General features: G+C 63.5%; 27 protein-coding genes and 2 pseudogenes. 12 read left to right on the forward strand and 17 right to left on the reverse strand.

From position 1 onward, the window contains the following. The first annotated feature begins 246 nt into the window (after nt 1–246). The 6 genes and pseudogenes from AB5K84_RS25760 (at nt 247) to AB5K84_RS25785 (ending at nt 5,288) form a co-directional block, all read left to right on the forward strand. Nucleotides 247–1,065, forward strand: a complete 819-nt coding sequence (locus AB5K84_RS25760) for a helix-turn-helix domain-containing protein (protein WP_063921456.1) — start codon at nt 247–249, stop codon at nt 1,063–1,065. Continuing rightward, nucleotides 1,062–1,964: a helix-turn-helix transcriptional regulator gene (locus tag AB5K84_RS25765; protein WP_011087026.1), complete on the forward strand. Its 903-nt coding sequence runs from the start codon at nt 1,062–1,064 to the stop codon at nt 1,962–1,964. Before AB5K84_RS25760 ends, AB5K84_RS25765 begins: the two co-directional genes overlap by 4 nt. 207 nt (nt 1,965–2,171) lie before the next feature. After that, the gene (locus tag AB5K84_RS25770) at nt 2,172–2,804 is read left to right on the forward strand and encodes a hydrolase (RefSeq protein ID WP_038966831.1); all 633 of its coding nucleotides are present in this window, start codon (nt 2,172–2,174) and stop codon (nt 2,802–2,804) included. 91 nt (nt 2,805–2,895) lie between these two features. Further along, nucleotides 2,896–4,506 (forward strand): MFS transporter, encoded by a 1,611-nt coding sequence (locus tag AB5K84_RS25775; protein ID WP_038966830.1) that lies wholly within the window; start codon nt 2,896–2,898, stop codon nt 4,504–4,506. A gap of 273 nt (nt 4,507–4,779) precedes the next feature. Further along, nucleotides 4,780–4,890, forward strand: a pseudogene (locus tag AB5K84_RS25780) (SOS response-associated peptidase); the annotation flags it as partial. Between the two features lie 125 nt (nt 4,891–5,015). Further along, the gene (locus AB5K84_RS25785) at nt 5,016–5,288 is read left to right on the forward strand and encodes a hypothetical protein (RefSeq protein ID WP_038966829.1); all 273 of its coding nucleotides are present in this window, start codon (nt 5,016–5,018) and stop codon (nt 5,286–5,288) included. Between the two features lie 40 nt (nt 5,289–5,328). Here the strand turns inward: AB5K84_RS25785 and AB5K84_RS25790 are convergent. Beyond that, nucleotides 5,329–5,718, reverse strand: a pseudogene (locus AB5K84_RS25790) (Ku protein); the annotation flags it as partial. A gap of 1,223 nt (nt 5,719–6,941) precedes the next feature. Between AB5K84_RS25790 and AB5K84_RS25795 the strand changes: the two are divergent. Together AB5K84_RS25795 and AB5K84_RS25800 are read left to right on the forward strand one after the other, a co-directional pair. Then, entirely contained in the window at nt 6,942–7,457 is a 516-nt protein-coding gene (locus tag AB5K84_RS25795) for a ParB N-terminal domain-containing protein (RefSeq protein WP_011087020.1), read from the forward strand. A 653-nt stretch (nt 7,458–8,110) separates the two neighbouring features. Continuing rightward, nucleotides 8,111–8,908 (forward strand): transglycosylase SLT domain-containing protein, encoded by a 798-nt coding sequence (locus AB5K84_RS25800; protein WP_011087019.1) that lies wholly within the window; start codon nt 8,111–8,113, stop codon nt 8,906–8,908. Between the two features lie 112 nt (nt 8,909–9,020). On the opposite strand, the gene AB5K84_RS25805 is transcribed toward AB5K84_RS25800, so the two are convergent. The 4 genes from AB5K84_RS25805 to AB5K84_RS25820 form a co-directional block, all read right to left on the reverse strand. Further along, on the reverse strand, nt 9,021–9,302 hold the full coding sequence (locus AB5K84_RS25805; protein WP_063921618.1) for a hypothetical protein: 282 nt from the start codon (nt 9,300–9,302) through the stop codon (nt 9,021–9,023). Nucleotides 9,303–9,652: 350 nt separating this feature from the next. Further along, complete coding sequence (locus AB5K84_RS25810) at nt 9,653–9,946, reverse strand: hypothetical protein (RefSeq protein WP_133415016.1); 294 nt, start codon at nt 9,944–9,946, stop codon at nt 9,653–9,655. A gap of 166 nt (nt 9,947–10,112) precedes the next feature. Beyond that, nucleotides 10,113–10,409, reverse strand: a complete 297-nt coding sequence (locus tag AB5K84_RS25815) for a hypothetical protein (protein ID WP_028171212.1) — start codon at nt 10,407–10,409, stop codon at nt 10,113–10,115. Nucleotides 10,410–10,433: 24 nt separating this feature from the next. Further along, nucleotides 10,434–10,721: a hypothetical protein gene (locus AB5K84_RS25820; protein ID WP_011087017.1), complete on the reverse strand. Its 288-nt coding sequence runs from the start codon at nt 10,719–10,721 to the stop codon at nt 10,434–10,436. 188 nt (nt 10,722–10,909) lie between these two features. Here AB5K84_RS25820 and AB5K84_RS25825 point away from each other — a divergent pair, with 188 nt between their 5' ends. After that, complete coding sequence (locus tag AB5K84_RS25825; RefSeq protein WP_162494088.1) at nt 10,910–11,887, forward strand: hypothetical protein; 978 nt, start codon at nt 10,910–10,912, stop codon at nt 11,885–11,887. A gap of 85 nt (nt 11,888–11,972) precedes the next feature. Here AB5K84_RS25825 and AB5K84_RS25830 read toward each other — a convergent pair whose 3' ends face one another. From AB5K84_RS25830 to AB5K84_RS25840, 3 genes are all read right to left on the reverse strand, one after another. Beyond that, nucleotides 11,973–12,485 carry a hypothetical protein gene (locus tag AB5K84_RS25830; RefSeq protein ID WP_028171210.1) on the reverse strand — a complete coding sequence of 171 codons (513 nt, stop codon included), beginning with the start codon at nt 12,483–12,485 and terminating at the stop codon, nt 11,973–11,975. Nucleotides 12,486–12,862: 377 nt separating this feature from the next. Beyond that, entirely contained in the window at nt 12,863–13,222 is a 360-nt protein-coding gene (locus AB5K84_RS25835) for a c-type cytochrome (protein WP_038966827.1), read from the reverse strand. A 100-nt stretch (nt 13,223–13,322) separates the two neighbouring features. Next, on the reverse strand, nt 13,323–13,775 hold the full coding sequence (locus tag AB5K84_RS25840) for a pyridoxamine 5'-phosphate oxidase family protein (RefSeq protein ID WP_011087013.1): 453 nt from the start codon (nt 13,773–13,775) through the stop codon (nt 13,323–13,325). A gap of 189 nt (nt 13,776–13,964) precedes the next feature. Between AB5K84_RS25840 and AB5K84_RS25845 the strand changes: the two genes are divergently transcribed. Further along, a complete protein-coding gene (locus AB5K84_RS25845; protein WP_018644642.1) occupies nt 13,965–14,138 on the forward strand; it encodes a hypothetical protein in 174 nt (57 codons plus the stop codon). A 110-nt stretch (nt 14,139–14,248) separates the two neighbouring features. Beyond that, the gene (locus AB5K84_RS25850; protein ID WP_038966826.1) at nt 14,249–14,599 is read left to right on the forward strand and encodes a zinc ribbon domain-containing protein YjdM; all 351 of its coding nucleotides are present in this window, start codon (nt 14,249–14,251) and stop codon (nt 14,597–14,599) included. Between the two features lie 2 nt (nt 14,600–14,601). Here AB5K84_RS25850 and AB5K84_RS25855 read toward each other — a convergent pair whose 3' ends face one another. From AB5K84_RS25855 to AB5K84_RS25880, 6 genes are all read right to left on the reverse strand, one after another. Further along, complete coding sequence (locus AB5K84_RS25855) at nt 14,602–15,003, reverse strand: VOC family protein (RefSeq protein ID WP_011087011.1); 402 nt, start codon at nt 15,001–15,003, stop codon at nt 14,602–14,604. Between the two features lie 126 nt (nt 15,004–15,129). Beyond that, nucleotides 15,130–16,050, reverse strand: a complete 921-nt coding sequence (locus AB5K84_RS25860; protein WP_028171205.1) for a DMT family transporter — start codon at nt 16,048–16,050, stop codon at nt 15,130–15,132. Nucleotides 16,051–16,279: 229 nt separating this feature from the next. Further along, nucleotides 16,280–16,426, reverse strand: coding sequence for a hypothetical protein (locus AB5K84_RS25865; RefSeq protein ID WP_165448154.1), 147 nt, complete (start codon nt 16,424–16,426; stop codon nt 16,280–16,282). A 327-nt stretch (nt 16,427–16,753) separates the two neighbouring features. Next, the gene (locus AB5K84_RS25870; RefSeq protein WP_011087009.1) at nt 16,754–17,002 is read right to left on the reverse strand and encodes a hypothetical protein; all 249 of its coding nucleotides are present in this window, start codon (nt 17,000–17,002) and stop codon (nt 16,754–16,756) included. A 171-nt stretch (nt 17,003–17,173) separates the two neighbouring features. Further along, nucleotides 17,174–17,377, reverse strand: a complete 204-nt coding sequence (locus AB5K84_RS25875; protein ID WP_028171201.1) for a hypothetical protein — start codon at nt 17,375–17,377, stop codon at nt 17,174–17,176. A 165-nt stretch (nt 17,378–17,542) separates the two neighbouring features. Next, nucleotides 17,543–17,707 carry a Flp family type IVb pilin gene (locus AB5K84_RS25880; RefSeq protein WP_027542544.1) on the reverse strand — a complete coding sequence of 55 codons (165 nt, stop codon included), beginning with the start codon at nt 17,705–17,707 and terminating at the stop codon, nt 17,543–17,545. 330 nt (nt 17,708–18,037) lie between these two features. Here AB5K84_RS25880 and AB5K84_RS25885 point away from each other — a divergent pair, with 330 nt between their 5' ends. Next, nucleotides 18,038–19,324: a hypothetical protein gene (locus tag AB5K84_RS25885; RefSeq protein WP_038966823.1), complete on the forward strand. Its 1,287-nt coding sequence runs from the start codon at nt 18,038–18,040 to the stop codon at nt 19,322–19,324. A 4-nt stretch (nt 19,325–19,328) separates the two neighbouring features. Here the strand turns inward: AB5K84_RS25885 and pdxY are convergent, their stop codons facing one another. The 3 genes from pdxY to AB5K84_RS25900 all read right to left on the reverse strand — a co-directional run bounded on the left by pdxY (nt 19,329) and on the right by AB5K84_RS25900 (nt 21,654). Next, on the reverse strand, nt 19,329–20,141 hold the full coding sequence (gene pdxY, locus AB5K84_RS25890; RefSeq protein ID WP_038966822.1) for a pyridoxal kinase: 813 nt from the start codon (nt 20,139–20,141) through the stop codon (nt 19,329–19,331). Nucleotides 20,142–20,275: 134 nt separating this feature from the next. Then, nucleotides 20,276–20,917, reverse strand: a complete 642-nt coding sequence (locus tag AB5K84_RS25895; RefSeq protein ID WP_011087004.1) for an FMN-binding negative transcriptional regulator — start codon at nt 20,915–20,917, stop codon at nt 20,276–20,278. A gap of 92 nt (nt 20,918–21,009) precedes the next feature. Continuing rightward, on the reverse strand, nt 21,010–21,654 hold the full coding sequence (locus tag AB5K84_RS25900; RefSeq protein ID WP_011087003.1) for a TetR family transcriptional regulator: 645 nt from the start codon (nt 21,652–21,654) through the stop codon (nt 21,010–21,012). Nucleotides 21,655–21,657: the final 3 nt, after the last annotated feature.

The following is a 21,657-nucleotide window of genomic DNA, read 5'->3' on the forward strand; positions in this document are numbered from 1 at the left end:
GCCCACCCGGAAGCGGCTTCCGGGACACCTCTGTGCGGCAGGACCTCCGCGCCTCTCACCCAACTCAAGCACTGGGCTGGAGGGCAGTGAAGCGTCGCCGGTTCCACTAAACACTGGTATAGTTTCGCTCGCCGGAATAATGCCCTAGCGTGCCGCGACAGGCGGTTCCATGGAAAAGCTCATATGCCGGCCGAGGCCCGTCACCCCACCGACCCCAGTGGGACACTGGAATATTCTTGCTACGGGATGACCGCCACCCTCACTTCGCGTCGCGGCGAACAGGAGGGCGTCGTGGAGCTAACGAGCGGGCGCACCATCGTGCACGTCTCCCTTGAGGAGGTCGGGGGGCGAACCCAGATCGGATCGTCTCGGCGTCAGTCAGAAGTTGCACATGGAGGCGCCCACGCCAGCCTGGTGCCGGCCGGCGTTTCGGCCTGGGAGTGGTTCGGACCGATCACGCTGCATCGTCGCCTCATGATCCAGTTCGATCTCTCTTCGGCACCTGGTCTTGTCAGATCGAACCTGGAGAAATCCGGCCCTAGGTGGATGACCGAGGATCCGGCGATCCTCCAGTGCTCCGCTCGGCTGGCTCACGCTCTCGAAGTAGGAACCCATGGAAGAAGGTTTGTATCGGCCATTGCATTGGCGATGATTGCCCGTTTTGCCGAACTTGGGTCCACCTTCGCTGTCGGCGGGCTCTCTCGCGAGCGGTTGCGCAAGGCTCAGGATTTCCTGATCGGAAACTTATCCGCAGACGTCACGATGTCCGAACTTGCACAGCGTGTTGGGCTCTCCGAGAGCCATTTCGTCCGTGCATTCAAGGCGTCTACCGGGCTGCCGCCTTATAGATGGCAACTCAAGCTGCGCATCGATAAGGCGAAATCGCTCATACTTGACGGCGTGGCACTTGCCGACGTGGCGGCTGCCACGGGTTTCGCCAGCCAAAGTCATCTTACCCGCGTCTTCCATGACATAACGGGAGCCACGCCGGCGGAGTGGCGCCGAATCCATCGACACGATAAGCCGCTCGCATCTTTCGCCTCGGAAAAGAACTGGGTGTCGTGACGTCCCAATCCTACCTCGTCAACGCGCCGCAACATTTCCGGCTCGAAAGCCCGAGCCTCGTGCTGCGCAGCATCGAGAACGTCGGCAGTTTTTCGGCGGTGCGCATATCGCGCGACACCGAAGGCCTCGGGATGACCGATCCAATACCGCCGGAGGAGACTTTTGTCGTCGTCTGGCAACTGCTTGATTGTCCGAAATCAGCGCTATGGCTCGATGGAAAAGGGATCAACAACCCGGTCCATCGCAAGGGGGCCCTCGAGTTCTACGATCTTGAATGCGACACGCGGGCGTACATCGAAAGCCCTCTCGACAGTCTCCACCTCTGTATCCCGAAGCAGTCGATCGCAAGAATTGCCGAGGAAGACGGGTTACCTGCACCTCGTTCGCTATCGCCCCGTCTCGGGCAAAGCGTGGACGATCCCGTGATACCGATGCTTGCGAAGCTCTTGATCCCGATGCTTGAACGCCCGAATGAGGTCGATACGCTCGGGTTGGATCAAACTGCGGTTTCCATCATGGCCTACGTCGCGGGGGCCTATGGTCCCACGCCACTGGCGGGGCGAAAGCCGGCGGGCGTCCTCGCGCCCTGGCAACTGAGGAGAGTCGAGGAACTGCTCGATGCGAGCCTGGACGGTCGTATCACCATCGCTGAGATCGCAAAGACCTGTCACATGCCCACCGCCTCCTTCTCGAAGTCATTCGCGCGCTCGACCGGCGTGACACCGCGGAGATGGCTGTCGATGCGGCGGGTGGACGTGGCGAGGAAGCTGCTAAGGGATAAGGCGATATCCCTTAGCGAAGCGGCCCTGGCTTGCGGGTTTTCAGACCAGAGCCACTTCAACAGAGTCTTCCTGCAACTGGTCGGGTGCACGCCCAAAGTGTATCGGGATTCTCTTTAAGAGAAACCCTGCCGACTGCGATCGACCGGACCGGCCGGGCTCGCGACTGCTGGCCAATACAGGGAAGGGCTTGCTGCCTGAACCGTGCAGTCCAATTGTTCAAGAACTGCGAGACCTGTTCATATACGCTGCCCGACTGCCGTCTGTTCGACGAACTTGGGACCCCCGAGAACTCAACAGCGCAACTCGGAGAGTGAGGTTCAAGTCATGAGCGACAGTAAGACCCTACTGCAACCCAGCGATTGTGCTCTCCTGCTGATCGATCAGCAGGCGGGCCTCGCATTCGGCGTCGGATCGATCGACCGTCAGGCGCTTCTCAACAACACGATTGCGCTCGCGCGGACCGCCAAGGTGTTTGGGTTACCGATTGTCGCATCAACGTCGGCCTCCAAGGTCTACAGCGGTCCGTTAATGGCGGCAATTCGGGAGGTTCTTCCGGATATCCACCCCATCGAGCGCCGGAATATGAACTTGTGGGAAGACGACGCGGCTCGAACAGCGGTCCTTCAAACAGGCAAGCGAAGGCTGATCGTTTCTGGCCTTCTGACCGAAGCCTGCGTCTCGTTTCTGGTACTTTCAGCGCTTCAGGAGGGCTTTGACGTTTTTGTGGTTGGCGACGCGTGCGGTGGTCTCACTCCCGTGAGTCATGATCTCGCCTTGCGACGCATGAGCGACGCAGGCGCACATATGACGTCATGGATCCAGGTTCTTCTGGAATTTCAGCGGGACTGGACGCGTCGGGAAACTTACGACGGAGCTCGATCTATCGTGGAAACCCATGGCGGCGGGTACGGAATTGGCCTCGCATATGCGCGAGACATGATCCATCCTTCGCCCTAGGTGGTGCAGCCTCGCTTCCAGCCGATCCCCTGCACCTTGCGATCCTTCGTTGCGCCAGAGCGAAAGGATGCGATTTGCCACAGCAAAGCACATGACAAAGATTGACGAAAATCAAACGCAGAGCGCGTCGCCCTGGATCGCGTTCCGACACAAGGCGTTTACGGTGGTTTGGATCGCGACCGTCGTCGCCAATGTCGGCACCTGGATGTACAACGCGGCATCCGGATGGCTGATGACGAGCCTCAATCCGGATCCACTCACGGTCTCCCTGGTCCAGGTCGCGAGCAGCCTTCCGATGTTCCTGTTCGCGCTACCGGCCGGCGCGCTGGCGGATACCGTCGACAGGCGCCGCTTTCTCATCGGATCGGAAATCCTGCTCACCGTCGTCGCGACGGTGAGCGCGGTTCTGGTCTGGCTCGACCTGATCAATCCGTCGATCCTGCTGTTGTTCACATTCCTCCTCGGTGCGGGCTCGGCTTTCACCGCGCCCGCATGGCAATCAATCGTGCCGCAGCTCGTCCCGAAGCAAGACCTGGCTGCGGCAGTGGCGACCAACGGCGTCGGTGTCAATATCAGCAGGGCAATCGGACCGGCGCTCGGTGGCATCGTGATCGGCGTACTAGGCATCGCGGCGCCGTTCTGGATCAACGCATTGAGCAACTTCGCCGTGATCGGCGCCCTGCTCTGGTGGCGCCCACCGACATCGCAAGGAAGCAGCCTTCCGCCGGAACGCCTGACCGGAGCCCTCGTGATCGGCTTTCGGCATGCGCGATACAACCTCGATCTGCGCGCGACTCTCATACGAGCGGTGGCGTTCTTCTTCTTCGCCAGCGCATATTGGGCTCTGCTCCCGCTCGTCGCGCGCAATCAGATCGCGGGCGGTCCCGAACTCTACGGCATTCTGCTCGGCGCGATCGGCATCGGTGCCGTCGGCGGCGCATTTGCGCTGCCATGGCTGAAGGCGGTTCTAGGACCCGACCGGCTCGTCTCGGCCGGCACGCTCGGCACGGCCGCCTGCCTGGTCCTGCTCGGTGTCGCACGTTATTCCGCGATCGGCTTCGCGGCCTGCCTCCTCGCAGGCATGTCATGGATCGCCGTTCTCGCGAGCCTCAACGTCTCGGTTCAGATGTCCCTGCCCGATTGGGTGCGCGGGCGGGGGCTTGCCATGTTCGTGACCGTGTTCTTCGGCGCGATGACCGCCGGCAGCGCGCTGTGGGGGCAGCTTGCCTCGGCATTCGGCCTGCCCGCGGCGCACTTCATCGCGGCCGCCGGAGCGGTAGCGGGTATCGCGCTGACCTGGCGCTGGAAGCTGCAGGGCGGCCAGGGGGTGGACCTCGCGCCCTCCATGCATTGGCCGGCCCCCGTGCTGGCGGTCGACGCGGATGCCGACCGCGGGCCGGTACTGATCACGGTCGAATATCAGATCAATCCGGAGAAGCGTGACGGTTTCCTCGCCGCAATCCGAGACCTGGGCCAGCAACGCCAGCGGGACGGCGCCTATTCGTGGGACGTCTTTGAGGATGCCGCGGCGAGCGGGCGCTTCCTGGAAACGTTCATGGTGGCCTCTTGGCTTGAGCATCTCCGACAGCATCAGCGCGTGACGAACGCAGACAAGGTCGTTCAGGATGCTATCCGCGAGTTTGGCGCTGCGGGCGAGCCCAAGGTGACCCACTTCATAGCGGCCCGCCTCGCGTCCGATTGAGTCGCGCCGGTAGGAAGCGGGCGGCACCATCGGCATCGCATCAATCGACTGGAGCACGTCGATCCGACCACTGGCCTTTGATAATGAGACGCCGGAGGAAAAGGCCGTCACCGCTTCCCGAAAAATTTTAGCTTCCGCTCAATCCATCATGGGCTCAATTTGAGCTAGGTCTTGCCAATGCGATCGAGGCGGATAATGAGTGTCCGCTTTGCGCCATAACCTGCCCTCCCCGCCAGGTCGCAGTTTGACCCAACCAGACTTCATTAAGCTCGATGGCTGCGCGCTCCCTGGGAAGAGGCCAAGGCGCTGCAACGCCCGCTGCCGAACGGCGCACTCAAGATCGTCGCAAGGAGCGAGAAGGAAGACCCTGCGCTGGCCGCCTAGCTTTTGCACAGGCCAGCGGAACAGGTGGAAAAGCGCCAGCTCTTGCGATCTTGAATCGCTGGCTGTGCTAGCCGCTCGGACTGAGGGAGGAATGTAAAGGCTTCGTCCCCGCAGGAGCCATTTCGGTGCTGATGACGAAGGAGACAAGACCACCGACGATCCGGACGCTGCGCGGCTGGGCGATCTCCGTGTTGAACGAAGCCGGCGCTATCCGCGAGTGCGAGACGCACGGCTGGATGCAAGATCGGGCCGATCCACATGCGCATGAGCGCGCGTTCGATATCGTCCGCCAGGATCCGCCGACCGGCGTGTCGCCCCAGACGGCCATCGCGGAGGTTCGCCATGCCCTCGACGGCATTGGCGACGCTTGCCCCGAGTGTCTCTCGAAGGAGGACTAGGAGTTAGCGCGCATCTGGCGGGTTGTTCACTCAAGGAGCACTACGCCGACTTCCGCTGCGACTTGGCCGCAGGCTTCTTAGCCGCCGCCACCTTGGGCTTCTTGCCCTCGATCGGCATCAGCATTTCCTTCTGCCCGCTCGACGCCTTGCGCGGCTTTTTGGCGAGCTTGGCGCCTTTCGCCGGCGCGGCCTCGCGCCCGACACTTCTGCGCAGCGCCTCCATCAGGTCGACCACGTTCTCACCCTTCGGCCGCTCCTTCGGCACGATCGGCTTACCAGCGCGTTTTTGTTTGATGAGATCGATCAAAGCGATTTCGTACTGGTCCTCGAACTTCTCAGGCTCGAAGCGTCCGGACTTTTGGCTCACGATGTGCTTGGCGAGATCCAGCATGTCCTTCGTGATTTTGACGTCCTGGATCTCGTCGAAGTGATATTCCGACTTACCTGAGGTCGGAATATCGTGGAGAAATATGCCGAGACCTAAGTGTCTCTACATACACACGAATGTTTGAGCACTAGTAATACAACTGCGCAAGCACGACGGGGTGTTCGTGAGGGGGTAGAACGTCTCGAGGATCGTTAGATCCGGACATATGCAAAGGGCGGCCGAAAGGCCGCCCTTCTCATTTCAGCAACCTCATCCGCTTAATGCGTCGGATCGCTCTTGCGCTGACTCGCGTTTTGCCGGCTCCATCTGCGTGAGGTTCCCGCAAGCGTAGCCCGGATGCCCCACAACCTCCATCCGGGCCACTCGCTCCTCACCGCTCATCATTGGCCACCGCATTGCAGCGTGCCCGTCTCGCAGCTCGCCTCGCCGCCTTCCTCGCAACCCAGCGCGCGCGAAACTGCTTTGCGGCACGAAAGGTTCGTGGTGCCACGACCTGAAATGCCATTGAGGCTATTCCGGCGACCATTCCTTTCACCACGTCGAAAGCGAAATCGGGTCCAAAATACTCCCACATGACCCTGCCTCCTTCTCGCGAAGGCTCCGCCGGGCGGAATGGGCAGATTGCGAACATGAAAAAGCCCCGTCCGTCACCGGCGGGGCCTCGGGAAAATTTCTGTGCGCCTTGTTCAGCGCACGCGAAATCTCTCGGTACACCCGCTCATGGTGGACTCGATGAACCAGCTGCAAAGCATGGCCGTGCGATAAAAAACGCCCATAGCGATCACCCAGAAATTTCGAAGAACGAAGGCGCCAGATGCGCAAGGCCAAACGCGCGCACGAGGGGCCGGTTGGCGGCAGATAAACAGACTGGACGGCCGCCGTCTGTGGAGCAATTCACAATTGCGGTATGACTTTTTTGGGGCGCGCTGCGGTTAGCTCGTAGGATGGGTTGAGCACTTGCGAAACCCATCATTCGATCGCGGCAATCGATGGGTTTCGCTACGCTCTACCCATCCTACGTGATCCAAATTACGGTGACAGTGCACTAAATTCACTCGCTCCGTCCCGCCGATCTGCGGCTTCGGCTCGCGCTTGGTGGGCGGCGTCAATTAAGTGTACTGTCGCCGTAATCGCAGATTGGTTCCGGCTTCGATGCTCATCAATGCTCTACCGCCGAAATAGCCTTTGCGGTCGAGCTCTTCCCTCCTAAACTCCCAACCCACCGGCATGGGTTCCGACGGGCCCGGTAGAAGCGGAGTCAAGTTATGCCCAAACCGGAGAGCTTCCCGATCGAGAAGATCTTCGTTCCCACGAAGCAGAAGAAAGCTATCAAGCCCGAGATCGTCGGGGAGATCGCGGAAAGTATTCTGGACATCGGACAACAGGCCCCCATTTCCGTTCGGCTCGACGGAGACCGCCTCGTTCTGGTCGAGGGACTGCATCGGCTCGAAGCCTGCAAGGCGCTCGGTGAGACAACCATTATCGGTGTCCTGGTCCCGGCCGAGCTTGCTCAACACAAGCCGCGGCTGTCCGAAGGACCCGAAGTCGAGGCAGAGCGCATCAAGATGGCGCGATTGAAAAAGCTGCGCCTCGAGAAGGAAGCCGCAGAGGCATCGACTGCTGCCTTGAAGGGCGTCAACGCAACGGAAGCGCCACGCCCCCGTCCGGCGAAAGGCGTCCGCGGCAATCCGAAGGCATCACTGGACCGGACTGCGGAATCGACACGGAAAACATTGTCGGACTGGATCACGCAGCAAAAGGGCAACGGCGGCCGCTATTGATTGTCGGCTCCAGAATTTCTGCGACTACAGTGACAGTGCACTTAACCGGCCCATCAACTTAGATTGAATGCACTGTCACCGCCACCAAGCCCGGCGCAACCGGTTACTCGGTGGCCGCTGCGCCAAGACCGGCTAGTAGCAAGGGGGGTAAGGTTCGTAGCCGCAGCGGCGATAGCCACCGTAGGCTCCGTAAGCCCCGTAAGCAGCAGCACCAACCGCAGCAGCTCCGACGCCCACGGCAACTCCACGGCGCACGGCTGCACCACGATAGACGCCACCGCGATAGACACCGCCGTGATAAACACCAGCGCGACCAACCCCAACGCCTCTTCGATACGCGAAGGCGTCCGTCGAAACGGTCACGATGCAGGCGATGCCAATGATGACGGATGCGGTAAGTGAAACGATGGTTCGGCGCGACATGACCACACTCCCTCCTGGACTGGAACGGTTCGTCAACGTAAGTCGCCAATGAATGGGTTTGTTGATTTAGAACAATGCGGGCCGCGATCTGGCTGCCGAGGTCATGACGGGACAGTGAAGCTGTCACGCTTACCTTCATCGGCATCAGCGAGAACCACACCGATTTCGGCTATGTACCTGACTTGCGCGACGCAAGGCTCAACCCGTCCTACCCGCTCCCCACAAGACCCATGCCAAGAAAAAGCAGTCGCCTCGTCCCCCGCCTTCGCAGCCTCCGGCGGGGCACTCGGTGGGTGCGCAAGACGTTCGCGCGCGCACCGCGCACGGTTCGGATCGCCGGCATCGCGGCGATCTTGCTTGCGGCTATCGCGATTCTGAACATCGCCTATCACGTCATCCGCAAGCCGACCGAGCTGTTTGTCCTTGTCGGCGACGCCCTCGACAAGCAGCCGGCCGGGACCTGGCGGCAATACGGGCCGCTCTTCCGCACCTATTCCACCGCGACGATCACGCCCGAATTGCTGGCCGCGCTGGCGCAGGTCGAGAGTTCTGGCAATCCGGTGGCGCGCACTTACTGGCGCTGGCGATTGAGCCTCAATCCACTCGCGATCTACCGGCCCGCCTCCAGCGCCGTCGGCCTCTTCCAGATGACCGATCCGGCCCTGGCTGAAGCCGCGCGGTTCTGTGTCCGCGGCAACACGGTCACGGAGACCGGCTGCGGTTCTACCTTCCTCTACATCCGCGCGATCCCGAGCCACGCCATCGAGCTGGCGTCGGCGTATCTGGATCGCCAGGTGGCCATGGTCCTCAGCCTCGCGGGCGATGTGAAGGCAACCGCACAGCAGAAGCAGGATCTGGCCGCCTTCATCCATCTCTGCGGCGCGGGTCCCGCCACCGCCTTTGCGCGCCGCAAGTTTCAGATGGTGGCCGGCGCGCGCTGCGGCGATCACCTCGTCGCGGGCTATGTCGCGAGGGTCAATGCGATGAAGCGGCAGTTTCTGCGGCTGGCGGCGGATGGCGACGGTTAGTCCGTAGACGGTTAGTCCGTAGGATGGGTAGAGCCCTTGCGAAACCCATCATTCCACGACGGCTATTGATGGGTTTCGCTTCGCTCTACCCATCCTACGAACTGCGAACTATTCACCACCAGTACGGCCACCGCCATCCCTCATAGCGAACATACGACGACACCATCGGCGGGCCGTAGGGATCGACCCGGTCGTCTTCGGGGCGATAACGATAGCGGGGAATGACATTGTAATCCCACGGCGTTGGCCTCAGGACGGGCGCCGTGACGATGAGCCTCTCTTGCGGTGCACGAACGACTTGCGCCTTCCGCGCCCGGGCTTCAGCGCCTGATATCCCGAGGTTGCACAGCACCAGCGCCGTTCCGAGAGCGCACACGACGGCTATTTTCTTCATGCGTTGGTCTCCTTGCGACGAGAGTGCAAAAGGACTCAAGGCAAGGCAAGCGAATTCGCTCTCGACCTGCATGAATGACGCTCTCGGCCCTGGCGGATTTCGGCTGCCGCTCACGAGGCCTGAAGAGGTGGGTTTCACAACCTGCGGCGCCTGGCAGGTTGCGAAACAAGCCGCGCTCCACTGCTCGCCCGGCCAGCGAAGCCGGACTTGTCCCGCCGAAGCTCCGCGAGCGAAGGCGGAAGCGATACCCATCATTCGGCATGACGGGTTTCGCCGGGGGGCCCAACCTGTCCCACGTTCGACGTGCCGTTGGGTCCCGTCAGTGCCTGGACTTCAGTCCCCTCTGGACTTCAGTACGCTCGCTTTGTGCTCGTGCCGGTGGTCGGCCGCGTGCTCGCGCCGGTCGTTTGGCCTGGAGCGGCGTTCGTCGCGGCGGGGCTGGTGGTCTTCGAGGCCTTCGCGTGGCGCATCGCGTGACGCTTCTTATGTCCGGGAGCGTAGCTGGAAGCGCCCGGCTCGCCTGTCTTGGACCCCATTTGCTGCATCTCCTGACCTGGCGCCTTGCTCGACACACCCTGAGCAAACACGGCTGGTGCTGTCGCCATGACAACGGCAGCAGAGAGCGCAATGATCTTTGCTTTCATGTCGTCCTCCTCTCAACATGCCCTCCTAATGCAACGAAATGAACCAGCGCCCGTTCCCCTGAACGGTTGTTCATCGTGACAACAGCCCTGCTCAACCCATCGCTTTCGCCGCCGCAACGGGACGATGGACCTTTCGAAGCGGATCATGCCGCGAGACAAAACCGGATCACGAGGATTCGATCAGCATCGGTGAACCGAGCTCTTCGAAATGAAAGAGCTGAAAGACCCGCTGGCCGTTGAAGTCGAGCACTCTCAAATCATCGGTCTCGTGCAGATTGCTTTCGACCGCGTGAAAGTGCCCGCCGTAGCGCTCCCTGGCGAGCGACAAGGGAACCTCGAACGCGACGAACTTGCCAATACCTTTTTGCCTGAGCACCCCAAGGAGCTTTTGGTCGTTCAGGGATTGGTGCGAGGTGAGAATGAGCAGCGGACCGCTCGCGGTGAGCAGCAGAAGCGATTTCATCGGATCCTCCTTTGCGCCCCCGCCCTACCTGATCTTCGCCAGGCACTCCTTCAGGCGCTCCAGCTCCGTCCGAACTTGTGCCTCCATGGCGTCTTGCAATGCGAGTATGCCCCTGCTGGACAGTTCTGCAGAGGCCTTTTTGTCCAGATTCTGCTTCCAATCCCGGATGCCCTGCCTGGTCGCCCTTTGCGCCTCCGACGTCGTCTTGACGTACTCCTTCATGCAGGCGTCGGCCATCGCGCATGTCTGGCACTCCTGGGCGGCGGCCGGACTTGAAAGAAGCAGGGCGAGTATCGCGGTGGGGACCCTCATGGCGCTTCCTCCCCCGACAGCATAGCACGTCGCAGGGATTCCTGGGGGAGCACGGCTGTTTCAGCAACCGTGGCCCGCCATAATTTCTCCTTCGCACGCGCGTTGTGTTGGACAAATGTGAGGCCTATCCTTCCGACGATCGGACTGCCGCACTCCCATGAACGCCCGACCGGATGGAGCGCGCATCGATGCCTGAAGCGAACGACCCCAAACCTGATGTCCAGAAGCCCGATGCCCACAAGCCGGGCGAGGTGCGCGCCGATGGCGGACTGGCGCGGGCCTACGACCAGATCAAGAGCGCCAATGAAGACCTTGCGCGGCTGGACCGGCTGGTTTCCGGAATGGAACACGGCGGCGAGGCCCTGCGGACCTCGCAAGCCAGCGCCGGTACGACAGCAGCCGAGCCCCCTAAGGACAAGGCGCCGGATCGCAACGTTCGCGATCAAGGCCTGAAAGGAGATCGGACCATGCTGCGCGCTTTGGTTGGCCTCGTGCTGGCGATCGGCATTCTCGGTGCCGCCTTCGCTTCGCAATACCGCGATGAGGCCAGGTCGATCAGCAAGTCGATCATGGCGCGATGGGCTCCGCCGGCCAGTCAGCCCCGGCAAACGGCCGCGGTTGAAACTCCGGCGCGGCCGACGGCACTGCATCTGGCGGCGGCGGATGAACCAAGTCCGGTGCCCGCACCGCCGCCCGGCAAGGAAACGCAAGGCGCTCCAACACCTGGTGCTCCAACTCCTGGCGTTCCAAGTCCTGGCGCCACACCGCCTGACCAGTCATCGTCCGATCTTGCGCAATCGCTCAAGACCATCACGAGCGAGCTTGCGAACATCAACGGTAAGCTCGAGCAGCTGAAAAGCCGCAACGAGCAGACGCAGCGCGAGCAGGCCGACACCATTCAACAGCTCAAGGCGGCGCGGGAGAAGGATGCGGCCGACAATGCGCGCCTCGCCGCGCAGGTCCAGGCGCTGCAAACGCAACTGACGGCTTCGTCCACGCCTGCGGCCGCGAAACCCGTCGTGCGGAGCGTGGTGAACAACGATACGGCCGCGCCTGCACGGCCGCACATGCAGGCGGCCGCACCTCGGCGGCCCAGGCCGCCGCCGCGCGGCCCCTGGATGCCGCCGCCCTATATGGCCGACCCTTACGGCGATCCGGATTGGTAGGCCGTTAGGGCGGCTGAGCGGCGGCTCGCAGGACGGGCGAGCGCAGGCGCTCGACCCATCCTGCGAACGACGCTCTACGCCCGCCTCACCGGACCTCGCACACCGACACCTTGGCCGCGATCCCGGTCAGCTCGCGCTCTGGCATTGCAAGCTCCTCATCCGGATCGGGGGCCTCGCCGACCGAGACGTCCTTCATGCGACGCTTGACCTCTTCGCATGTCCTGCGGACGTCTTCCGTGAACAGCGCGCATTCCTCGATGCGCTTGAAGATCTTCCGCCCCTCTTCACGATACCCCGCCGCCGTTTCGCGCATGAAGGCAATGGCATCGTGGACCTGGGCTGTCAGCGCCTCGCATTTTTGCGCGGCGTCGATCAGCTCGGCGCCCATGGCCTCGATCTCCTTTGCAGCGGACTCATAGTCGCGAACCACCGCCTCTGCACTGAGCGCGCCGACCCGCGTGACCCCCTCGGTGTGCTCGACGTAATCAGGAAGAGCAATTGAAGCGATCGAGCTTCCCGCGCGGACCGATGCAATGTCCGCCTCGAGTTGGACCAGGTTCACCCCGTCCCGTCTGCGCAATTGTTCAACACTTGCCATGATCAGTCCCTCCCAATACATGACCCCGAACCCCAAACGGCGATCAGTGTATTCCGTGGGTAAGCGGCCTCCTAACCCGATCTGCCGTTGACAGCCTCAGCTCTGCCATTTTTTCCCAATTTCGGGCGCGGCACGCAGCGATGATCGATGTCATCGGCGCTCAACCTGTCCTAGTTGCGGTTCGCGTGGCGGGCTCGTGGACCCGTGAGCGGTTCGCGGCGGGCTGCGAGCCCTCAGCCGTTGCACCTGCCGACCGTGCCATCATACCCTGTCTTGCCCGACGGGTCAAATTCACTTCGGTATTTCAGAACCATTGAAATCGCTGGCAATTTCTACTGTGCATGGGGTTGTTTTCGACATTTTTGCCGGGAGCGCGCTCAATCGCCTCTCAGGCTCAGAATGTAGCTCGACAGCGCCTCGGCCTGCTCCGGCGAGATCACCAGATTGGGCATGTTCTGGTGGCTGGTCCGCCAGAACACCTTGAGCGACAGCGCGGTCGTTCCTTTCCGATCGGCGATGGCCTGGAAGCTCGGAGCCAGGTCGAAGAATCCGGCCATGTGCGGCTCCACGGCGTGGCACGTCTGGCACCACGCCTGCGCCAGGCGATGTCCTTCCTCTGCCGTGCGTGAGGAAGGCCTCGATGCCCCCGCGGCCGTGTGGACGACGCTGAACAGAAACAGCAACGACAACAGGATCAGGATGCCGAGGCCGATATAGATTCGAACGCTGCGCGACATGGTTTCACCTCGCCCTTGCTGCGTAACTCGAAGCGTAGGTCGGTGCGAGCGGACCAGGTTGACCTGCATCAAGAGAGCGGATCGCGGCAGGGCAGCTCCCTCAGCACGCCACAAGGTCGGTGTGGCCAAATCCCTTGGAATAGTCGAGCAGCGAGATCACCGTCGGCGTCAGCGCGATCAGGCGAACCTCGGACGGTTTCGGCACGGCGAGGCCGGTGGCCTTCTGTTCCGGATAGCGTGCCATCAGCAGGCCGATCGCCTTCTCGGCTTCGGCCGGATCGGTCAGGATTCGGGCCCGCGCCGCCATGGACACGCCGGTGATCTCCATCACCTGCGCCGGGTCGTCATCGATCGCAAGCGAGACCCGATCGTCTCGCGACAGGTTTTGCGCCTTCTGGCTGTCGATGCCGCACAGGAAATAGATGGTGAAGCCTTCGTTCGCGTAGCCGACGGTGGTCACCTGCGGCCAGCCGTCCGGCCGCAGCGTCGCGATCCGCATGGTACGGTGCTGGTCCAGCAAGGTCTGGATCTTTCGTCTGATCAGATCGTCCATCGCGCCCTCCGCAGATCTTCCTCGAGAAGGATAGTGAGCGGCTCGCGCAATGGGGTTGATGCACCTCAAGTCACAGCGGCCGGCATTGACGGAATCATGGACTCACGGGATGGGTGACGCGATGCCCATCGCGAAGATGACGGACATCGCATACGCTTGCGCCCATTCCACGATCGGGGAGATATCACCATGAACGGCAACCGCTATTACGGCGTCCGCGTCGAGGGCGCGAAATACGGCGTCGGCTTCGGCTCGGCGCTCGCCATCGCGATCTCCTACACAAACAACCATTCGATCCTGTGGGCGATCATCCACGGCATCCTGGGCTGGCTCTACGTCATCTTCGTCGCGCTGTTTCGGTGACATCGCACCGGCAGGCAGCCGCCTGCCCGCGCACGCCCCAGCTTTCCCTTGCATTCTCCGGTTCCGCCCCTACGGTGCGCCGCGCAACGCCACCCGAGACGAGACCTGCCATGCCCGACGCCATGAAATGCCCGAACTGCCAGTCGGAGCACGCCTATCAGGACCGCGATCTCTGGGTCTGCCCGGAATGCGCCCATGAATGGAGCGCTACGGCCGGCGCTGCGGCGGATGCGCCGCAGGAGGCGGGCGTGCGCGATGCCCATGGCAATCTGCTGACTGATGGCGACAGCGTCATCGTGATGAAGGACCTCAAGGTCAAGGGCTCATCCTCGGTCGTCAAGGGCGGCACCAAGGTCCGCAACATCCGACTCCAGGATGCCACCGACGGCCACAACATCGCCTGCAAGATCGACGGCATCGGCGCGATGAATTTGAAGTCGGAGTTCGTGAAGAAGGCCTAGCGCTACGCGCCCAGCAGCGCGTCATATCCCTTCGCGCTGAACGCCAGCAAACAAAACCCGTGCCCGAACGGATCGGCCAGCATCGCGATCCGTCCATACGGCGCATCGCGCGCGGGCGCCTCGAGCACGGCACCGGCGCGCACCGCGCGCGCGACGGCGGCATCGACATCGTCAACGACGACGTCGACATGCAGCGGCGTCCAGTGCCGCTCGTAGCGGCGGCGGTCGCTGCCGGCGCCCAACGTGCCGGCCTGCTTGGTCAGCAGGTACACCGGCGCCGGCCAGCCCAACAGCTCGACGAAGTCGGCGCCGAAGCGGCGGCCGACCGTCAGCCCGAACGCTTCGGTATAGAAATTCGTGGCGGCGGCGACGTCGGGAACATCGATGTTGAGCAGCAAGGTCATGGCGGGCTCGTCACGTTACGGCGTGCCCGGAAGCGTAGCCCGAATGGAGCATCGCGCAATCCGGGATAGTGCCGCACATCCTGCCCCGGATTTCGCTTGCGCTCCATTCGGCTTGTGCAGACGCGTTCACCGCTGCCGTTGCGCCAGATAAAACCCGCACAGCACCGTCACGAGGCCCGCAGTCTGCAACATCGTCGGCGGCTCGCCGAGCAGGAGCCAGCCGGTGAGCAGCGTCAGCGCCGGCACGCAGGCCGGGAACACCGCCGCGCGGGCGACGCCGAGCCGCTGGACCGAGACGGCAAAAAGATAGAGCGCGGCAGGACCCGCGAGCACGCCCTGCGCCAGCGCCTGGATCGCATTCTCCGTCACGCCGATCGCAGCGACGCGGGCGGGCCCGCCGGTCAGGAGATAGGCCGGCAGCAATAGCAGCGACAGCACGTTGATGACGAGCGCCGCCGACACGGCGGAAACGCGCCAGTGGCGCAGCAGCGCGCCAAAGCCCGCGAACATCAATCCGGTCAGCACGAAGATCAGATCGCCCTGCACGCCGTCGGCGCCGATATGGCCGATCGATTCGGCGCCGATCACGCCGAGACCGCCGACGATGACGATGGCACCGGCAAGGCGCGAGGCGGAGATCTTCTCTTTGAGGAACATGGCGGCGAGCAGCAGGCCGCCGAGCGTCGCGGAGGACGGCTGGATCACGCTGCCATGGCCGAGCGGCACGAACAGGAAGCCGGTGTAGGAGATCAGCGACATCACGGGGCCGCCAAGCACCATCAGCGCAAGGCCCCTGCCCCAGCCGATACCGCAGAGATCGGAGATCCCGGCGCGGGCTACCAGCGGCAGGAACACGATGCCCGACCAGACGTAGCGATGCACCAGCAGATCGACCGGCGTGAAGCCGACCTTCAGCCCGTGCCGCGTGCCGGCAAAGCCGAGCGCCCAGAACAGCGCCGCCGACAGGCCGCAGACGACGCCGAGAAGCGCCGGTGCCGCGTCGTTCTTCTGAATGAGAGCGTCAGCGCCGCTCGTCCGCTGATCCATCGGCAAGGCTTATGTCAGCGCATTCATCCGCTCAACCCACGCGGCCGCAGGTCTGGCACGCGGCGGAGAGGCGAAGATTCCCGCAGCAGCCTCACCGAACACCATCCGCCATCCCTTGCGCGCGTCCATGTATTCGCGCACCTCGCGGATGCGGCCACGGTGGCGATACGCTCGGCGTCACGCGATGAACACGTCTTCCAGGCACCGGGGTGTCGCCAAATCGCGACTATCAGAAAAACCCGGGGCTGAGATCGAGGCCGTAGGTCAGGCTCAGCACGAACACGAACAACGCGGCGGCCGCGAACAGCGCAAGATGCCTGATGATGAACTCACGCGGCGAGGTGCCGGCAACAACGGCTTTTTGCGCAACGGGCATGAAACGGCCTCCAGTATGATTCCAGAATTGGCCGCTCAATATGCGGCGCGCGCATCAGGCGCCGCGATCTCCGAAACAAGTATTAAGGAGATCACACTCGTCTTGAACCGCCGTACACAATGAACCATCGCGCGATTCTTTTGCGGCGCCGGCTTCTCGATCCGCGCACGCACGACGAAAACGCGCTGGTCCCGCCCGCAAAGAAAAACCGCGCTCCTGCAGGAGCGCGGTTCCAACGTGACGCGGAAAATTCTGAAACCCGACGGTTGCGAATTCATGCACGCGACAGCGGCACGATGCGCACGCACCGTGCCTGTCGCATGAAGCTTAGCGGGCGCTGCCCACGGTCGCGGTCTTCAGCTTGCGCGGCGACAGAACGCTGGCCTGAAGCGCCGTCACGCTGGTGGCGGGCGCCAAGGCCTGCTGCTCGACATGCGCGGCACCGAGCACGCGAACCTGCAACGGGGAGACCGGGAAACCGTTGGCCTCATAGGCCGGCAGCTCGGCGGCGAAGGTGGCAGTCGAGCCCGCGATCGTGAGGGCGGCGACTGCGATCGACAGAGTCTTCTTGTTCATTGATGATGCTCCAGGAGGAAGTTTCGGAGCTCATCTAAACCTGATTTGCTGCATTGCGACATGCGCCGCTGCATTGCAACAACGCGCTTGGCGCATGGCGATATGTTTAATGCGCACAAGGCCTTGGCCGAATCCCCGCCGGCCGCGACATGGCGCCTTTATAGGCGCTGCTCAGCCACCGAGCACATTGCCCCAGCCGTCGAAGACATAGGCCTTCCAGGCCACGGTTCCATCGTCGCGCGGCCGGCTGGCCCGCCGATAATCATCCGCCTGTTCGGCGGTCCAGGTGATGATCCTGTCGGAGAGAAGATCGTGCAGGATGGCGGGCTCGGTGGGGTCGAAGGCGTCCATGGGACGAAGCGAGGAATGCGTCATGGCCGCACCAACGCGCAAGCCGCCGCAAGGTTGCAGCGAAAACACCGCGTCCAGACGATGCGCACAGACGAGCCTACCCGGCCCTGTGAGAGGGGGCGCATCATGATCGTCACGAAGCGCGGGTCGGCCGCCCGCACGCCTCGCGCCTCAGCATGACGGATGATTTTATTTCAGCGCGGTCGCCAGCGATTGCAGCTTCGCAACGAGATTGGTGCCGAGCGCGTAGATGATCTCGATGATCGCAAGCGCGATCCCCGCTGCGATCAGGCCGTATTCGATCGCGGTGGCGCCGGATTCATCGGCGGCAAAGTCGGCCAACAGGCATTTCAATTTCAAAACTCGTGTCCTTCCCAGCGAATACCGGACGTTACCGGTGCGAGAGAGATGCCAGACCTCAATCCAAGATTGAGTAAATTCAGCCGGCTCAATTTGACGACAATGAACGCAGCATTTGCAGGCCATTTCCCGCTCCAAAGCCCCACGAAGCCACAATGGAACTCGCGTTGCATCTTCGCAACACCCGCCGGAAAAGCCCGTTTTCAGCCATTTGCGCCATTGCGCCGCCACACCGTCCTCCGAACAATCGACGCGCTGCGTGCCTTTCTGTGCAAGACTGTTCGACGAGACGCGTTCGAACAGAACCGTTTGGAGGCAGGGATCATGGACGATCGGCGGTCTCTTCTGGTGGCAGTCGCATGCCCCTCGGCCGTCATGGCCGGCTGGCTGGCGCTCTCTCTGTCCGCCTATGCCCCTGCCCTCATCGAGAACAGCGGCGCCAATGCAGCAACCGTCTCACGCGCAAAGGATCTCGGCCGCCTCGACCTCGCCGACGTCCCGCGCGCTGCGACCATCGAAGATGGCATCGCCCTGACCGCCGACATCGCCGCAGCGGTGGCTCAAGCCCCTGAGCCGGCAAGCGCTGAAGCAGCAGTGCTCGAAGTGCCCGCCCCCGCCATCAAGCTCGCCTCGGCCGATCCCGCGCTGATCTTGCCGAGCACGTCGCCCGCGCCGCAGATCTTGCCCGAGCCGGCGCCCGTCGTCAGCGAGGCCGTACCGGTGCAGGAGCCCGTCAAGCTCGCATCCGCCGATCCCACCGAGATCGTGGCGACCGACGCGCTGTCGCCCGCGGCGATCGCGACCGGGCCGGCCGCAACCGAGAGCAAGGCCTCGCCGTCCGCCGACACCGTTGCCGTGCTCGACGAATGCTTCGTGATGGATGCGTGCATCGACCGCTATCTCTGGGCGCTCTACCAGCGCACTCCCAAGGAGGATTCGATCAAGGTCGAGGAGCGCCGCGCCGTCACCGTCAAGCGCAGGGGCAAGATGGTCACAGTGATGCGCAGCTTCACGAAGCTGGTCGACGAGGACTTCGGCTGGAAGGATCCGAAGGCGGCCGAGCACGCCGGCATGTCGATGATGGATTACGTCATCGGCGGCATGGACAAGAGTTTTAAGCGCAAGCTGTTCCGCACGCTGCTCGCGGCGGAAGCCGCCGGCCTCTCGCCGGGGATCACCAGCGCGTTCCGCGACGACTATCGCCAGTCGATCGCGAGCGGCCTGAAGGCCGCCTCAGACCGCTCCTATCATGGCGGCAGCACGCGCGGCGGCTACGGCCACGGCATGGCCGCCGACATCGTCTCGACCGCCGGCAACAACCGCGCGCAGCGCTGGGTCTCGACCGAGGTGCTGTGGAAATGGGTCGATGCCAACGGCAAGGCGCTCGGCATCGGCCGGCCCTATCTCGGCCGCGATCCGCCGCATGTCGGCCCGGTCGACGGCGCGGAATATGTCTCGAAGCGTGGCTCGGCAGACCGCAGGGAAGCCGCCAACGCCAGGCCGAAGAAGATGCGGGCCATGGCCAGCGCCAAGCCGCCAAAGGCACAGGCCGCGCGTGAGAAGGCGAAGCCGCAGAAGTCGGCGCAATCGGCCGGCAAGCGGGCGACCTGAACCGTTACGGCTTCCGCGTCGGCAGCGGCACGAGACGCATCTCGGCTGATCCCGCTTCCTGCGTACGCACCAGCACGGCAAAGATGGTCTCGACCGCGAGCCGCACCGCCGCCTCCATCGCCTTTCCCTTGGCGAGATGCGCCGCGATCAGGCCGGAGAGGAGATCGCCGGTGCCATAGGGGCGGATCGGCAGGCGCGGCGTCGCAAAGCGCGACAATTGCCCGTCGGCGCAGAGGATCGTCTCCACCTGCCCGTCCGGCGTATCCGCGAGTGTGCAACCGGTGGCGACGACGTCGATGCGGCCGGTCCCCGCCAGCGCTGCGCACGCCGCACGCAAGTCCTGAGCGTCCGCGATCGTGATGCCCGAGAGCAGCTCGAGCTCGAACTGGTTCGGCGTGGTCAGGTTCGCCGCCGGCAGCAGGCGGTGCCGCACCACGTCCAGAATGCCGTCGGCGACATAGACGCGGCCGTCGTCCCCGATCACGGGATCGCAGAGATAGACGAGCTTGGAATTGCGGTTCAAGGCGCGCTCGACGAAATCGGCGACAACGGCGGCATTGCCGGGCGAGCCGAGATAGCCGGTGACGAGCACCGCGGCCTCGTCGACGAGATCGCGCTCCTCCACGCCTTTCAGGAGATCGGCGACGAGCTCGGTCTCCAGCACCCGCCCGCGCAGGCTCGGATAGCGTGGATGGTTCGACAGCAACGTCGTCGGCACCGCCGCGACGTTCACGCCCTCCGCCTGCATGGCATAGGCGGCCGCGCTGTTGCCGACATGGCCGTGGACCACCTGGCTTTGAATGGAGATGACGAGCATAGGGCGGTCCGTAAGGTCAAATGCCGAGCGAGGCAAGGGTAGCAAGCGCAGCCCGGATGGAGCGCAGCGTAACCCGGGACTGGCGCCGCGCGGTTAGCCCCCGGATTTCGCTGCACTCCATCCGGGCGACAAGTCTAGGGCATCTCATACCCAAGCTCCGGCCGCAGCGCCTGCATTTTCCGCGCCAGCCGCCGGTGCACGGTCTCCTCCGACCTCGCCAGGTGGTCGGCGACCGCGACATGGTCCGCATCGCTCTTGTGCTGGTTAAGCTTGGCCTGCCCCTCGATTTGGTCCACCACGAGATCGATGACGCGGATCGCAGCCAACATGCTCTCGCGCTTGTCCGGCTCCATCTGCGCGAGGTCCCAGGGCTGCTTCGGCAACCGCGCCTCGGCGACCGCGAGCAGCGCATCGCCGTGCCCGCGGTTCTCGTCGAGCCCGCGCAGATGCGCCACGCCCGACAGGTGCACCGCCTCGTAGAGCCAGGTCGAGACGTTGTCGCGCGAGGAATACCAGTCGTTGGAGATGTAGGCATCGTCGCCGGCAACGATCAGCAGGAAACGCCTGGTACCATCCGCAAGCGGCACGAGCGGATTTCTGGCCGCGAGATGGACCTGCACGATAGCTTGCCCGTCGCGCTGATCCAGCACGAACGGGACGTGCGAGGCGCGCGGGCCGCGCTCATCCGCCGCCACGATCACGCCGAAGCCGCGTTGCCCAGCGAATTCCAGCGCGCGCTGCTTCTCGATGCGGAATTGGGGACGGAGGACATGCATGGCGCGGCGCTCGACGGCTGGACGAAGGATGATGCGAGGCTACCTCATCATCCGGCGAAATCCGAAACGATATTGGGCTGCAAACGCGGATGTCAGCATTGATCTCGGCGTCGTGCCAGCTCGCCGAGATAGGCGCAGAACATGTCGGCGAGCCCCTCGGCATGGCGCGCGATCTCCGCCGCGCTGCGCGGCGTCTCCGAGAAGCGCTTGCCGACCTCGCTCAGCGTCGTCGTGATTAGTTCGCCGGCGACAGCGCGCGTCGCATCCGATGCCTTGGGCAGCGCCTCCCGCATGAAGGCCGCGACGATGCCCTTGCCGGCGGCCCGCGCATCGTGTGCCTCGGGCGCATCGCGATAGAGCGGCGCGGCGTCGCTGAGCGCCGTGCGGATCGCAGCCTCCTCGCACTCGGAGCGAATGAAAGCGTGGACCAGCGCGCGCAGCCGCGCCGGCGGCGGCTTTGCCCGGTCCGCGAGGATGCCGCGCAAGAGCTCGCTCGTGCGTTGCCACTCGTCGCGCTGGAGGCGGAACAGGATCGCCGCCTTGTTCGGAAAATATTGATAGAGCGATCCGACGCTCACCCCGGCCCGCTCGGCCACCCGCGCCGTCGTGAAACGCTGCGCGCCCTCCTTCGCCAGGACCTGAACAGCCGCATCCAGAATGGCCGCCACAAGCCCCGTGGAGCGGGCCTGTTGCGGCTGCTTTCGCGAGGAAATTGAACGGCTTCGACGATCGGCCATGGC

The sequence above is a fragment of the Bradyrhizobium sp. 1200_D9_N1_1 genome (assembly GCF_052075915.1).
Classification (GTDB): Bacteria; Pseudomonadota; Alphaproteobacteria; order Rhizobiales; family Xanthobacteraceae; genus Bradyrhizobium; species Bradyrhizobium diazoefficiens.

Excerpts from the sequence above, each read along its gene's own strand:
- AB5K84_RS25760 (WP_063921456.1), top strand. The coding sequence starts at position 247 with ATGACCGCCACCCTCACTTCGCGTCGCGGCGAACAGGAGGGCGTCGTG.
- AB5K84_RS25770 (WP_038966831.1), top strand. The coding sequence starts at position 2,172 with ATGAGCGACAGTAAGACCCTACTGCAACCCAGCGATTGTGCTCTCCTG.
- AB5K84_RS25775 (WP_038966830.1), top strand. The coding sequence starts at position 2,896 with ATGACAAAGATTGACGAAAATCAAACGCAGAGCGCGTCGCCCTGGATC.
- AB5K84_RS25795 (WP_011087020.1), top strand. The coding sequence starts at position 6,942 with ATGCCCAAACCGGAGAGCTTCCCGATCGAGAAGATCTTCGTTCCCACG.
- AB5K84_RS25800 (WP_011087019.1), top strand. The coding sequence starts at position 8,111 with ATGCCAAGAAAAAGCAGTCGCCTCGTCCCCCGCCTTCGCAGCCTCCGG.
- AB5K84_RS25805 (WP_063921618.1), bottom strand. The coding sequence starts at position 9,302 with ATGAAGAAAATAGCCGTCGTGTGCGCTCTCGGAACGGCGCTGGTGCTG.
- AB5K84_RS25810 (WP_133415016.1), bottom strand. The coding sequence starts at position 9,946 with ATGAAAGCAAAGATCATTGCGCTCTCTGCTGCCGTTGTCATGGCGACA.
- AB5K84_RS25815 (WP_028171212.1), bottom strand. The coding sequence starts at position 10,409 with ATGAAATCGCTTCTGCTGCTCACCGCGAGCGGTCCGCTGCTCATTCTC.
- AB5K84_RS25820 (WP_011087017.1), bottom strand. The coding sequence starts at position 10,721 with ATGAGGGTCCCCACCGCGATACTCGCCCTGCTTCTTTCAAGTCCGGCC.
- AB5K84_RS25825 (WP_162494088.1), top strand. The coding sequence starts at position 10,910 with ATGCCTGAAGCGAACGACCCCAAACCTGATGTCCAGAAGCCCGATGCC.
- AB5K84_RS25830 (WP_028171210.1), bottom strand. The coding sequence starts at position 12,485 with ATGGCAAGTGTTGAACAATTGCGCAGACGGGACGGGGTGAACCTGGTC.
- AB5K84_RS25835 (WP_038966827.1), bottom strand. The coding sequence starts at position 13,222 with ATGTCGCGCAGCGTTCGAATCTATATCGGCCTCGGCATCCTGATCCTG.
- AB5K84_RS25840 (WP_011087013.1), bottom strand. The coding sequence starts at position 13,775 with ATGGACGATCTGATCAGACGAAAGATCCAGACCTTGCTGGACCAGCAC.
- AB5K84_RS25845 (WP_018644642.1), top strand. The coding sequence starts at position 13,965 with ATGAACGGCAACCGCTATTACGGCGTCCGCGTCGAGGGCGCGAAATAC.
- AB5K84_RS25850 (WP_038966826.1), top strand. The coding sequence starts at position 14,249 with ATGCCCGACGCCATGAAATGCCCGAACTGCCAGTCGGAGCACGCCTAT.
- AB5K84_RS25855 (WP_011087011.1), bottom strand. The coding sequence starts at position 15,003 with ATGACCTTGCTGCTCAACATCGATGTTCCCGACGTCGCCGCCGCCACG.
- AB5K84_RS25860 (WP_028171205.1), bottom strand. The coding sequence starts at position 16,050 with ATGGATCAGCGGACGAGCGGCGCTGACGCTCTCATTCAGAAGAACGAC.
- AB5K84_RS25865 (WP_165448154.1), bottom strand. The coding sequence starts at position 16,426 with ATGCCCGTTGCGCAAAAAGCCGTTGTTGCCGGCACCTCGCCGCGTGAG.
- AB5K84_RS25870 (WP_011087009.1), bottom strand. The coding sequence starts at position 17,002 with ATGAACAAGAAGACTCTGTCGATCGCAGTCGCCGCCCTCACGATCGCG.
- AB5K84_RS25875 (WP_028171201.1), bottom strand. The coding sequence starts at position 17,377 with ATGACGCATTCCTCGCTTCGTCCCATGGACGCCTTCGACCCCACCGAG.
- AB5K84_RS25885 (WP_038966823.1), top strand. The coding sequence starts at position 18,038 with ATGGACGATCGGCGGTCTCTTCTGGTGGCAGTCGCATGCCCCTCGGCC.
- pdxY (WP_038966822.1), bottom strand. The coding sequence starts at position 20,141 with ATGCTCGTCATCTCCATTCAAAGCCAGGTGGTCCACGGCCATGTCGGC.
- AB5K84_RS25895 (WP_011087004.1), bottom strand. The coding sequence starts at position 20,917 with ATGCATGTCCTCCGTCCCCAATTCCGCATCGAGAAGCAGCGCGCGCTG.
- AB5K84_RS25900 (WP_011087003.1), bottom strand. The coding sequence starts at position 21,654 with ATGGCCGATCGTCGAAGCCGTTCAATTTCCTCGCGAAAGCAGCCGCAA.